The following is a 13,131-nucleotide window of genomic DNA, read 5'->3' on the forward strand; positions in this document are numbered from 1 at the left end:
TCCGCAGAGTAAATTATTTTTCGTTATGCGTGCGATGACGCGTATCCCAGAATGCCATTAATAACCCTAACACTAAACCGGCTACGTGTGCCGCATTGGCGATCGACATTCCTAAAATATCGAAATAGCCAGCGACCAGCCACAGCACGGAAAACACCATCAAACCGCGTGGCAGATTGAGGCCGCCTTCCGGATTGCGTTCACCGCTCAGCCAGACGTAGCCCATCAGCGCGTAAACGACGCCGGAAAGCCCACCAAACAGCGCACCGCTGAACAAAGATTGCGCCCAGCCGCTGAAAAAGGCCGAAACCACGGCGATCACAAACAGCTTTCCCGCGCCGAGGCGTTTTTCTACCGGGCCGCCAAGATACCACCACCAGAGCAGGTTAAAGGTAATGTGCAACAGCGAGAAGTGCAGGAACGCATGGCTGAACCAGCGCCACAGTTGGCTGTATTGCGAGCTGTTCTGCGGCCAGGAGAGCCAGTACATCACGGTGTCATCCCCCAGTATCTGCATCAGAATATACACCAGAATACACAGTGACATGACCGTGAGCGTCAGCGGCCCGGCTTTGCTGCGGATAATTTGCAGGTAAGAGAATTGTTGGTAGTGCAAACCGGCGTCGGTACTGCCCGCCTGCCAACTGGCCGCCTGATAGCGGCTATTCAAAGGGTCGAGCAGAAACTGCTGCAACTCATGTTGCACCTGTTCCAAGTGGCCGTCGTCCGCCAGCCAGATTTCTGCCGCTTCGCCGGTATTGCGGATCTCAAGCGGGATATTTTGCGTTGCCATGTAATCAACAAAGGCTTGTGCCAGACGAGGGTTGGATACGGCGATCACTCGAACCATGGATTTTCCGTCTAAGTAGATGATTTTATCCGCGAGTTTAACCCTCTGCGGCATTGATGGCAGATTATACCGTTGAAATACTGAACGCAGCGATAAAAACAGCGGAGAATTGAGCAGGCCGCCCACATGAACGGCCTGTAAAGAATCACGCGGAGGTTTCGACATCCTGCGGGAACTGGCGTGCCCAGGCTTCAAAGCCACCGTCGATGCTGTAAACCGCGTCAAACCCCTGGTGCAGCAGGTACTGCGCCGCGCTGCGGCTGCTGTTGCCGTGGTAACACATCACCATCACCGGGCGCTCGAACTCATTTTGCTGCATAAAAAGCGGCAGGCTGGCGTTGGTAAGATGAAATGCGCCCGGCGTGTGCCCAGCGGCAAAACTTTGCGGATCGCGGATATCGACCAGCGCTGCGCTGCCTTCTTTCCAGCGGGTATGGGCCTGCTCAACGCCGATCGCTTCAAACTGTTCCATGACTTCAGACTGCCTCGTAATTGGGGGGATCTGATTAGTGTAACCAAATCCACCCCATTTATGACCAGAGCAACCCTGTGGGTTTTCCGGCAGGCAGGTTACCAGCGATAGCTTAGGCCCAATGAGGCGCCGTAATCCTGATAACTGTTGCTGCCCATGGTGGTGCCCCCTTCCATCCAGAGCTGGAATTGACTGGAAGTTGGTGTTTTTATGCCGACTTTCGCTTCGAATAGATTATTAAGGGAACCGGCTTCTACTCGCGAGTCATTAAAATAGACCGCATTGCTGCCATTATTGTGCCACCAGTTGGTGGCCAGATAGGCGGTAATATTGTCGTCTTGGTTGCTATACCAACGGATGCCTGCCCGCGAAGTGAAATCTGGTGCATCACTCTGCCGAATGAATGTGTCTGTGGCATCACGATAATTATCGGTACGGAAATCATTATAGATAAGCTGAAGCTGGGGCTCGACAATCAATTCCCACTCAGAGAAAGGTTGGAAAGCATAACCAGTTTCTAAAGAGAGACTAAAATTGTTGCTGTTGTAATCCTCTTGCCCCGCACTATTGTTAAACCAGGAATACTGTAGCCACGAGTCAATATAAGCGCCGTCATGGTTTTTACTGTCTTGATACCAAGTGCTATAAATCCCGACAGAATAACCGTTTACTCGGCCGTCAGATGTGGAGTTTGCGAAGTGCGATTCGGTATCAGCGCGGCCATATCCCGTCATGAGGCCCAAGGTCCACTCTTCGTTTTCCTGCTGTAACGCGAAAATATCCCCACCTAACTGGAACACCTGGCGATTCATATCGATCGGCAGATTATCATCGGCTGCGCTCAGGTTTTTGGTGTGGTAAGTGGAGGCACGTAACCATAACTGATCGCTGCCTGGTGATGTTTTCCGTTGGTGCAAGGTTTGGGAAAATAATGAGCGTGCGGCTATCTGATTACCCAGATAAGTACCTGCATCGGCGCGATAGCTATAATCGGTGGTCGTATCTTCACTGGCTATTGCTGGGGAAATAGCGCAAGAAAGGCCAGCGGTAATTAGAAACATCCTGGTTATTGCCATTATTCCAACTCCTTATGGAAAATATTAGGCAATATTACTTAGAGCAAGAGCTAATGTCATTGGGTATGTTACAAAATAAGAAGACACCCGTCATATTTCAAGTTGTTTGGGTGTTGGCTGCGTGACTCAGCGCATGCTGGGCCTTGCCCCTTCGGGGCCGCTGCTTACAAGCAACACGGATTATTTTGGCTATATACCCGTCAATTTTCAAGCGGCGGTGTTCAGCTCACAAAGCGGCTGAACACCGAATGCCGTTAATTCCCCGTTATGCCCCATAGCCCATCATTTTTAGCAGTTGCTGTGCTTGCTGCACCGCTTCCTGCCGATGGGCAACCCCCAGTTTCTGATACAGATTACGAATATGGGTTTTAATGGTGGTGGCGGCTACCGCCAGTTCACCGGCGATCTGCTCGTTGCTGTAACCGGAATAAATCAGGCCGAGCACCTGCCATTCGCGTTGGGTCAGCGGGCTGGTGCGGATCAGCTCTGGCACCTGCGGGTGGGTTAGCAGTTTATCAACGAAACTCTCGTCAAAATGGGCAAATTTGTGGCGATGGTGCTGGTTGATATCACGCAAAATGCGTTGCGCGCGGTGCTGCTCCAGCTCGGGCAGCGTATTGAGTTGGATTAACTGGCGCAGTTGCTGCGCCATGGTTTCCCCTTCAATCACAAAGTGGCTGATAAACCCGGTGCGGTTTGCCAGCGCCAGCGCTTCGATCAGCACCCGTTGCGCGTCGCCTTTGCGCTCCATCTGCCAGTAAAGCTGATTGCTGAGCAGCAGGTTGCGATTGAGATCGCTCACCAGCCGCAGGCGGCGGGCGTTTTCATTCAATTCGTCCAGCACCACTTCGGCTTCTTCGAACTGGCCGAGCATAATCTGCACGCGAGCAATATTGCGCCACTGGCCCTGCATAAAGTGGTTGTTCGCCATGCCCGGTTTTTCGGTATGGCGCAGCCAGTTGGCGGCCGCGGCGGTGTCTCCGGTCATCTGCCAATGGATCACCCGGGGTTTATCGGCGTTGGTCAGCCAATCGCGGTGATATTGCGAGCCGTGCAGCAGGACTTCGCAACGCAGCAGGTGGCTATTGGCATTATCCAGATCGCCGCGTGCCAGTGAACATTTCGCCAGCATCGCCAGGCATTGCAACTGCTGCTGTGGCTGGTAGTTGGCCAGCACCTTCAACCCTTCACGCGCCGCATCTTCGGCTTCATCCAGCCGTGACCACGACCAGAGCACCTGCGAGCGGATACGCAGCAGGAACTCATGCATTGGCAACTGCTCCAGATGCTGTTCGCGCACCAGCTCAAAGGCTTTTTCCTGCGTTTCGTAAGCGGCCTGCAAGAAGCCTTGGGCGATCAGAATTTCGCTTTGCTGCAACAGCGCCCACAGCGCGTAATGATAAGCCTGATGGCGGCGTGCCATCTGTTCGGTCTGCTGCATCATCGGCAGCGCGCGCGCCAACTCGCCTTTGCAGTGGTGAACTTCGCCAGTGACCGAGGTGGTCACGATGCGGCTGTAATAGCTGGAAAGCGGTAGGAACTTCAGCGCCTCGGTGGCCAACCGTTCGGCCTCTTCCGGCTTGCCAGCGTTGATCGCCACCTGCGCGCGCAATGCATCAAATTCGGCATGCAGGGTTTGATCGATAGCGATTTTCTGTTCGTGCATGGCCTGTTCGGCACGTTCCAACTGGGTGTTGACCTCGCTGTAGCGGTGCTGGCTTTGTGCCAGCCAAGCCTGCAACAACGCCAGTTTCGGGCTTTGGATCAACCGTTCATACGGCAGTGCCTTTAGGCACTCTTCCAGCAGCGCCAACTCACTGTGGTGGAACAACGACCAGGCATGTTGCAGCAGGATATCGCGCAACATGCTGACGTCGCTGGCCGCCAGCGCATGGTGGATGGCCTCTGCTGGGTAACCGAGCGCCAGCCAGCCTTCGGCGGCGGCACGATGCAGGCCCGGCAGCTCCAACGCCAGTTCCCACTGGCAGCGCTGGCGCAGGAATGAGGCGAATAACGGGTGGAAACAGAACCACTCACCGGTATCGTCCATGCGGTGGATAAACAGCCCTTGGCGTTCCAACTCTTCGAGGCGCTGTTGGCCGTTATCTTCGCCGGTCAGGCGCACGATCAGCGCGTCGTTCATCGAGCGCAAAACCGAGCAGCGCAACAGGAAGGCGCGGGCATCGGCATCGACGCGATCCAGCACCTCATCCACCAGATAATCGGAAAGATGGCTGGCATTCAGCCCGGCTAAACGCTTGGCGGATTGCTGAGCGGAAGAGGTGGACTGGCGGGCAGACAGCGCGATCAACTGCAATGCGGTGGCCCATCCTTCCACTTCGTCGCACAGGCGGCTGCTGTCGTGGTGTTCAAGCGGTGAACTCAAGCGGTAGTCAAAGAACTGCTTGGCTTCCTGGTGGGTAAAGGCCAACTGCTGCGTGCTTAATTCCAGCAGTTGATCGCGCACCCGCAGGTTGGCGATGCCGAGAGCGGGCAGCGTGCGCGACAGCAGGATCAGCGTCAGGTTTTCTGGCTGATGGCGCAGGAAAAAGCGCATCGCTTCGTGGATCACATCGTTGGTGATCAGATGATAATCATCAATCACCAGATACAGGGGGTGATGCCAGTCGGAAAGCTCGATAAACAGCTGAGCGAACAGCGCAGACAGGCTGGCGTACTGGTGTTTTTGGCTTAGCGCCTCGCTTTTCACGCAGTGCCCGCCGGTGGCCTGCTGCAATGCGGCGATCAGGTAACTGGCGAAGCGCTCTGGCTGGTTGTCGCTTTCATCCAGTGAGTACCACCCCAGATCCGATTTGCCCGCCGCCCATTGGGCAACCAGCGTGGTCTTTCCATATCCTGCCGGGCAATTGACCAATGTCAGGCGATAATTTGCAGCGCTGGCTAATTTGACCAGCAGGCGATCGCGTATCACGGTATTTTGCAGCCGTACCGGACGGCTCAGTTTTGATGGGATCAGCATAATATTCCAGATGTAAAGTGCGGTTCCCGCCGCCGAAGGACTGCCCGAAGGTTTTTTGTCGCGAATCTTCTTCGGGACCGGGGTGGCAATTAATTATTTTGTGGCTCGTAATTAATCCCCCTCAATAACTTCGAACATCGCCAAACGTATTGCAACAAGCTTACGCTTTGGCTTGGAGTTAAGTTGCTATCGGTCACACTTTTTTATGCCCCGCAACCAAGACGTTTTTTATCGAGACGTTTAATGGCACTGGGTAACTGTAGTGGCAATGTTGTCGCATGACGAGGTCAGTACAAAACTTCAACGGCCGAAGTCACTATGTTAACGTCATAGCACAGCATCCTGCCGCTGTTTTTGTGCGCAACGGTAGCCCTGATAGGCGATGTTGGCCCCCTTTTCGGGGGGTAAAAAGTGCCCGAGATCACAATTCCGACTACGCCCCAACCCTCCTCCCTCGCTAATCCCCAGGCGGGATGATGCCGTTGCGCGTTCTCCCCGGCACGATAGCGAAAAATTGGCCCATTTATCGGATAGAGAGTTTTCCCTATGTCACAGTCTATGCTTAAAAAGGACGTTTTTCTGGCTGCGCTGACTCGTCAGTGGCAGCGTTTTGGCCTCAGTTCCGCACAGCAGATGACCCAACATCAGTGGTGGGAGGCCGTCAGTGCTGCGCTTGCCGAGCAACTGGCGGCACAGCCTGCACCGCGTAAAAGCAGCAAATCGCTGCGCCACGTGAATTATATCTCGATGGAATTCCTGATTGGCCGCCTGACCGCCAATAACCTGATCAACCTCGGCTGGTACGATACGGTTGAAGCGGCGCTGGCCGAGCAGGACGTCAAACTGGCGGATTTACTGGAGCAGGAAACCGATCCGGCGCTGGGTAACGGCGGGTTAGGGCGCTTGGCGGCCTGCTTCCTCGATTCGATGGCGACGGTAGAACAACCGGCCACCGGTTATGGCCTGAACTATCAGTACGGGCTGTTTCGCCAGTCGTTCAAAGAGGGCCACCAGCAGGAAGCGCCAGACAACTGGCAGCGCGAAAGCTATCCGTGGTTCCGCCATAATGCGGCGCTGGCGGTGGATGTTGGTATCGGCGGTAAGGTGGAAAAACTGGCCGATGGCCGCGAACTGTGGCACCCGGAGTTCACCCTGCGCGGCGAAGCCTGGGATCTGCCGGTATTGGGGTTCCGCAACGGGGTGACTCAGCCGCTGCGCCTGTGGCAGGCAACGCACGCGCATCCGTTCGATCTGAATGATTTCAACGATGGCAAATTCTTGCAGGCAGAAAAGCAGGGCGTTGAAGCGGCCAAGCTGACTAAAGTGCTCTATCCGAATGATAATCATCAGGCTGGCAAACGCCTGCGCCTGATGCAGCAGTATTTCCAGTGCGCCTGTTCGGTGGCGGATATCCTGCGTAAACACCATCAGGCGGGCCGCAAGATTGCCGATCTGCCGAAGTACGAAGTGATCCAGTTGAACGACACCCACCCCACTATCGCCATTCCGGAAATGCTGCGCATCCTGCTGGATGAACATCAGATGGATTGGGATGCGGCCTGGGCGATCACCAGCAAGACCTTTGCCTATACCAACCATACGCTGATGCCGGAAGCCCTGGAGTGCTGGGACGAAAAACTGGTGCGCAGCCTGCTGCCACGCCATTTCACCATCATCAAGCAGATCAACGCCAACTTTAAAAAGCTGGTGGACCAACATTGGCCGGGCGATGACGCCGTTTGGGCCAAACTGGCGGTACACCACAACAAGCAGGTACGCATGGCGAACCTGTGCGTGGTGAGCGGTTTTGCGGTTAACGGTGTAGCGCAGCTGCACTCGGATCTGGTGGTGAAGGATCTGTTTCCGGAATATCACCAGTTGTGGCCGAACAAATTCCACAACGTCACCAACGGTATCACGCCGCGCCGCTGGTTGAAGCAGTGCAACCCGGCGTTGTCCGGCCTGATCGACAACACGTTGAAAGTGGAGTGGGCCAACGATCTGGATACGCTGAAAGGCCTGGAAAAGTATGCTGACGATGCGGCGTTCCGCCAGCAGTATCAGCAGATTAAACGCGATAACAAGGTGGCTCTGGCCAATTACGTGCATAGCGTGATGGGCCTGACGCTCAACCCGGATGCCATCTTCGACGTGCAGATCAAACGTCTGCATGAATACAAACGTCAGCACCTGAACTTGCTGCATATCCTGTCGCTGTATCGCCAACTGCGCGATAACCCGCATCTGGATATCGCGCCGCGCGTGTTCCTGTTCGGTGCCAAAGCGGCTCCGGGTTACTACCTGGCAAAAAATATCATCTATGCGATCAACCAGGCAGCGGAGAAGATCAACAACGATCCGATCGTGAAGGATCGTCTGAAAGTGGTGTTTATTCCTGACTATCGCGTTTCGGTTGCAGAGCTGATGATCCCGGCGGCCGATGTCTCTGAGCAGATCTCCACCGCCGGTAAAGAGGCTTCCGGCACCGGCAATATGAAGCTGGCGCTGAACGGAGCCTTGACCGTTGGGACGCTGGACGGTGCCAACGTCGAGATCGCCGAGCAGGTGGGCGAAGACAATATCTTTATTTTCGGCAATACCGTGGAACAGGTTAAAGCGTTGCTGAAGAAGGGTTATGATCCGCTGAGTTACCGTAAGAAAGACAAACACCTGAAAGCGATTCTGGATGAACTGGCCAGCGGTGCCTTTAGCCATGGCGACAAGCACGCCTTCGATCTGATGCTGCACAGCCTGCTGGAAGGTGGCGATCCGTATCTGGTGCTGGCAGACTTCGCTTCCTACTGTGAAGCTCAACGGCAGGTAGACCAACTGTATCGTGACCGCGACGAATGGACGCGCCGTACCATCCTTAACACCGCGCGCGTGGGCATGTTCAGTTCCGATCGTTCGATCCGTGACTACCAGCAGCGCATCTGGCAAGCCAAGCGTTAAGGAGTACGAATGAGTAAAGGTATCGATCAGGCGGCCTCTCAGGCAGGGATTGCGGCTGATTACATCAATACCCATGGTAAACAGCAGGCTATCTCGCCGGAAACCAAGCGTAAGCTGCTGGATGCCATGAGCAACGCCTCGCTTCGCCCGGAGGAAGTGCCGTTACCGGTAGTGAAAGTGTTTTATCACGGCAACCCGGTGGCTTTGCCGCTGGGCGGCAGCGGTGAGTACCACTGGGTGCTGCAATGCGAGGACGGTAGCCAGCAACAGGGCCGTGCCAGCGCGCGCAAAACCTTGACCCTGGCGGGGAAACTGCCGCAGGGCTATCACCAGCTCCAACTGACGCAGGGCGAGCAACAATGGCAGTGTCGGTTGATTGTCGCGCCGAAACGCTGCTATGAACCTAAGGCCTTGCTGACCGGAAAAAAACTGTGGGGTGCCTGTGTGCAGCTCTACACGTTGCGTTCCGATCGTAACTGGGGCATCGGTGACTTTGGCGATCTGCGTGTGATGGTCAGCGAAGTGGGGGAACGCGGCGGTGCCTTTGTTGGGCTGAACCCGATCCATGCGCTGTATCCGGCCAATCCGGAAAGTGCCAGCCCTTACAGCCCCTCTTCACGGCGTTGGTTGAACGTGGTGTATATCGACGTCAACGCGGTGGAGGATTTCCAGCACAGCACAGCCGCGCAGAAATGGTGGCAGAAGGCGGCGACACAGAAGCTGCTGGCGAAAGCGCGCAGCAGTGAGCAAGTGGATTACAGCGCGGTCACCCAGTTGAAGCTGGCGGCGCTGAAGCTGGCTTTTCCACAGTTTCAGGCCCGCAAAGCCAGCGATGCGTTGAAGCAGGCGTTTGAACGTTTCGTGAGTGAAGGAGGCAGCAGCCTGTACCAACAGGCGGCCTATGATGCGCTGCATGCGCATCTTTCTGCCAACGATAACAGCATGTGGGGCTGGCCAGCTTGGCCGGAAGAATACCGGCAGGGCAATGGGGCCGCGGTAGCGGCTTTCTGCCAACAGCACACGGATGAAGTGACCTTCTATCTGTGGCTGCAATGGCTGGCCGCCAGCCAGTTTGCTGAGTGTTTTGGCCAGAGCCAGGCGCAGCAGATGCCGATCGGCCTCTATCGCGATCTGGCGGTGGGCGTGGCAGAAGGCGGCGCTGAAACCTGGTGTGAACGTGAGCTGTATTGCCTGGGGGCGTCTGTCGGGGCTCCGCCGGATATCCTTGGCCCGCTGGGGCAAAACTGGGGTCTGCCGCCGATGGATCCCCATGTGATGGTGGCGCGCGGCTATCAGCCGTTTATCGATTTGCTGCGCGCCAACATGACCAGCTGTGGCGCTTTGCGCATCGACCACGTCATGGCGCTGTTGCGTTTATGGTGGATCCCTTACGGTGAAACCGCCGATCACGGGGCTTACGTCAAATATCCGGTTGACGATCTGCTGGCGCTGTTGGCGCTGGAAAGCCAGCGTCATCGCTGCATGGTGATTGGTGAAGATCTCGGCACCGTACCGGTGGAGATCGTCGGCAAGCTGCGTGACAGCGGGGTTTACTCCTACAAGGTGCTGTATTTCGAACGTGATAGCGAAAGCCAGTTCCGTGCGCCGCAGTCTTATCCGGTGCAGGCGATGGCCACCATTACCACGCACGATCTGCCCACGCTGCGCGGCTACTGGCAAAGCGGTGATTTGACGCTGGGGAAAACGCTGGGGCTATACCCGGATGCCGAGGTGCTCAAAACGCTGTTTGCCGATCGTGAACGCGCCAAGCAGGGCTTGCTGGATGGGTTGCACCGTTACGGCTGTGTGCCGCAGAAGGTGGGTAAAAAGGCCTCCTTGTTGGCGATGAGTCCGTTGCTGAACCGCGGGTTGCAGCGCTACGTAGCGGACAGCGCCAGCGCGCTGCTGGGCCTGCAACCGGAGGATTGGCTGGATATGGCCGATCCGGTCAATATCCCAGGCACCAGCAATGAATATCCAAACTGGCGGCGCAAGCTGAGCCATACGCTGGAAGAGATGTTTGCCGATCGGCATGTGAATCGTTTACTGAAGGATTTGGATAAACGGCGCAAGAAGGTGTCGGCTGGATAATGTATTAAGTTAGGGCGCCGTATTGGCGCCCTATACACATCAATAATAGGAGTGTTCGCCACGCTGATGCTCGGTGAGATCGCGTACCCCTTTCAGTTCTGGGAACTTCTGCAATAGCTCTTTCTCGATCCCTTCTTTCAGCGTCACGTCGACCATCGAACAACCGTTGCAACCGCCGCCAAACTGTAGGATAGCCAGCCCGTCATCGGTGATTTCCATCAGCGTAACGCGGCCGCCGTGGCCCGCCAACTGCGGGTTGATCTGCGATTGCAGCACGTATTCCACACGTTCCATCAACGGGGCATTGTCGTCGACTTTGCGCATTTTGGCGTTTGGCGCTTTCAGCGTGAGCTGGGAACCGAGTTGATCGGTGACAAAGTCGATTTCGGCGTCTTCCAGATACGGCGTGCTTAATTCATCGACGTAGGCAGACAGCTTTTCGAACTTCAGTTCGGTGTCTGTCGCTTCTACCGCATCGGGCGGGCAATAAGAGACACCGCATTCAGCCGTTGGTGTACCCGGATTAATCACGAATACGCGGATTTGGGTGCCTTCTTCTTGGTTTGCCAACAGTTTGGCAAAATGTTCCTGTGCTGCATCTGTTATACGGATCATGGCATTGACTCAATAGTTGACTGCTATAGTAGGATATAATACGCCCATTGCGGTGGTACTACAATGTGCGGCAGACGCACCAGATCTGCAATGATGCGACGCCCTGTTTCTGCAATAATTTAGCGATTTCTGCCACCGTGCTACCGGTGGTCACCACATCATCCAGCAGCGCTATATGCCTTCCTGCCAGATTTTCATCACAACGGAATGCGCCGCGTAAATTGCGCCGCCGCGCGCGGGCGATTAATTGCTGCTGTGGCGAGGTAGCCCTGATCCGGCGCAGCGCGGCGGGCCGATATTCACACCCTAACCAGTGTGCCAGTGGCCGGGCCAGCAGATCGCTCTGATTGTAACCCCTGCGCCAACAACGCCGATCCTGTAAGGGTACCGCTAAAATGATGTCCGGTTTGTTCAGATGTTGCTCTCGGTGCGCTTGCAGCCAATGCAGCAGGAGCAACCGCGCCAGCGTTGGGGCCAGTTCCGGCGTGCGCTGGAATTTGAAACGCTTGATTAAGCTACTGATAGGCAGGCGATAGTCGGTGGCAAAAACCAGTGCCTGCCAGGGCGGTGGCCGTTGCAGGCAGCGGCCACAAGGCTGGTGCGGATCGCCGCTAGGTAAACCACAGCGTGGGCAACTGATGGGTTTGGCGGGCAGTTCGCGCAGGCAGTAACTGCAAATGCCCTGCTGCATCAGCCGTAATGGTTGCCGACATAGCCAACAGCGGCTGTAGATTGATAGCATAGCCGTCCTCCGTGACGGAACGAGTTCAGAAGGACAATAACTGATGACAGCGCTGTATTGGCAAACAATGGGCGAGGGCGATTGCGATCTTGTGCTGCTGCACGGATGGGGATTGAACGCTGAAGTATGGGGTTGCACATTGGCGCGATTGACGCCGCATTTTCGGGTTCACCTGGTCGATCTGCCGGGTTATGGCCGCAGCCAGGGTTATGGCGCGTTATCGCTGCAACAGATGGCGGAAATCCTGCTGGCGGCAGCCCCCGCGCGCGCGTATTGGCTGGGCTGGTCATTGGGCGGGCTGGTGGCCGGGCAGATTACACTGATGCAGCCTGAGCGGGTAGCAGGGTTGATTACCGTGGCCTCTTCGCCCTGCTTTGCTGCGCAGGATGACTGGCCGGGGATCCGCCCAGAAGTGCTGAGCGGTTTCAAGCAGCAGCTCAGCGAGGATTTCAACCGTACCGTAGAGCGCTTTCTGGCGCTGCAAACCTTGGGGACCGAAAGTGCCCGCCAGGATGCGCGCCTGTTAAAAGCCGTGGTGCTCAATCAACCGACACCGGGTGTCGCGGTGCTCAATAGCGGGCTTGATATGCTGCGTACCGTGGATCAGCGGCAGCAATTGGCCAAACCAGCGATGCCGGTGCTGCGCATTTATGGTTACCTGGATGGTTTGGTGCCACGCAAGGTGGCAGCACTGCTGGATGAGTGGTGGCCACAGTCATCTTCGGTGGTGATCCCTAAAGCGGCCCATGCGCCTTTTATCTCTCACCCTGAAGAATTCACCAGCATTATTAATCAATTTGCTGCAACCCGGTAGGCGCGCGGCTTCGCGCTGATATCACCCTGATTGCGGCTAAAAAAGGCACAAAATAGCGCTACAAGGTCAACTAATTGGCGGATAAAAAAGCAGGCTGATTCGATATATGAAGGGCTAGATGTGTGGCGAACGGTGAGAAAACTGCATGTATTTTTCACTGGGGTTGTTGCATGTCGTGGCGTATCGATCCTTTATTTATTGTTAACGGCTTTCATAACAACTCATTTATCCGCTTAGAGGTATGGTCATGAAATCATTGAAGATGACGGTTGCAGCATTGGTTGTGGGTTTCGCGTCTTTCAGCACAATGGCGGCAACATTGCTCACTCAGGAAGATTTGGATAAGGCACCAGGCAAGTACGAGAAAATTGGCATGATCACTTCAACTGCCCAAGCCACCGATCCAATGGACTTGAAAGAGGAATTGTCCAAACTGGCTGACGAGAAAGGTGGGCAGTACTACGTGGTTGTGGCTGCTCGCGAGCACGGCAAGTTCAGTGCGGCCGCCGAAGTGTACAAAGATAAGAAATAATCTGCTA

10 protein-coding genes are annotated in these 13,131 nt (G+C 55.6%); 4 read left to right on the top strand and 6 right to left on the bottom strand.

From position 1 onward, the window contains the following. Positions 1-13: 13 nt before the first annotated feature. The 4 genes from glpG to malT form a co-directional block, all read right to left on the bottom strand. Positions 14-850 carry a rhomboid family intramembrane serine protease GlpG gene (gene glpG / locus ACX9GT_RS01380; protein WP_473189498.1) on the bottom strand — a complete coding sequence of 279 codons (837 nt, stop codon included), beginning with the start codon at positions 848-850 and terminating at the stop codon, positions 14-16. Positions 851-995: 145 nt separating this feature from the next. Further along, positions 996-1,322 (bottom strand): thiosulfate sulfurtransferase GlpE, encoded by a 327-nt coding sequence (glpE, locus tag ACX9GT_RS01385; protein WP_473189499.1) that lies wholly within the window; start codon positions 1,320-1,322, stop codon positions 996-998. Positions 1,323-1,420: 98 nt separating this feature from the next. Continuing rightward, positions 1,421-2,398: an autotransporter family protein gene (locus tag ACX9GT_RS01390; protein ID WP_473189500.1), complete on the bottom strand. Its 978-nt coding sequence runs from the start codon at positions 2,396-2,398 to the stop codon at positions 1,421-1,423. A gap of 265 nt (positions 2,399-2,663) precedes the next feature. Then, positions 2,664-5,378 (bottom strand): HTH-type transcriptional regulator MalT, encoded by a 2,715-nt coding sequence (gene malT, locus ACX9GT_RS01395; protein ID WP_473189501.1) that lies wholly within the window; start codon positions 5,376-5,378, stop codon positions 2,664-2,666. 546 nt (positions 5,379-5,924) lie between these two features. On the opposite strand from malT, the gene malP reads away from it, so the two are divergent. Continuing rightward, the gene (malP, locus tag ACX9GT_RS01400; protein ID WP_473189502.1) at positions 5,925-8,330 is read left to right on the top strand and encodes a maltodextrin phosphorylase; all 2,406 of its coding nucleotides are present in this window, start codon (positions 5,925-5,927) and stop codon (positions 8,328-8,330) included. 9 nt (positions 8,331-8,339) lie between these two features. Further along, a complete protein-coding gene (gene malQ / locus ACX9GT_RS01405; protein ID WP_473189503.1) occupies positions 8,340-10,421 on the top strand; it encodes a 4-alpha-glucanotransferase in 2,082 nt (693 codons plus the stop codon). Positions 10,422-10,460: 39 nt separating this feature from the next. Here the strand turns inward: malQ and nfuA are convergent, their stop codons facing one another. After that, positions 10,461-11,036: a Fe-S biogenesis protein NfuA gene (nfuA, locus tag ACX9GT_RS01410; protein ID WP_473189504.1), complete on the bottom strand. Its 576-nt coding sequence runs from the start codon at positions 11,034-11,036 to the stop codon at positions 10,461-10,463. Between the two features lie 58 nt (positions 11,037-11,094). Then, entirely contained in the window at positions 11,095-11,778 is a 684-nt protein-coding gene (gntX, locus tag ACX9GT_RS01415; protein WP_473189505.1) for a DNA utilization protein GntX, read from the bottom strand. Positions 11,779-11,821: 43 nt separating this feature from the next. Between gntX and bioH the strand changes: the two genes are divergently transcribed. Both bioH and ACX9GT_RS01425 read left to right on the top strand, forming a co-directional pair. Then, a complete protein-coding gene (gene bioH / locus ACX9GT_RS01420; protein WP_473189506.1) occupies positions 11,822-12,592 on the top strand; it encodes a pimeloyl-ACP methyl ester esterase BioH in 771 nt (256 codons plus the stop codon). A gap of 247 nt (positions 12,593-12,839) precedes the next feature. Continuing rightward, positions 12,840-13,124: a YdgH/BhsA/McbA-like domain containing protein gene (locus ACX9GT_RS01425; RefSeq protein ID WP_473189507.1), complete on the top strand. Its 285-nt coding sequence runs from the start codon at positions 12,840-12,842 to the stop codon at positions 13,122-13,124. The last annotated feature ends 7 nt before the right edge of the window (positions 13,125-13,131 follow it).

Source organism: Serratia sp. YWN4 (assembly GCF_055790845.1).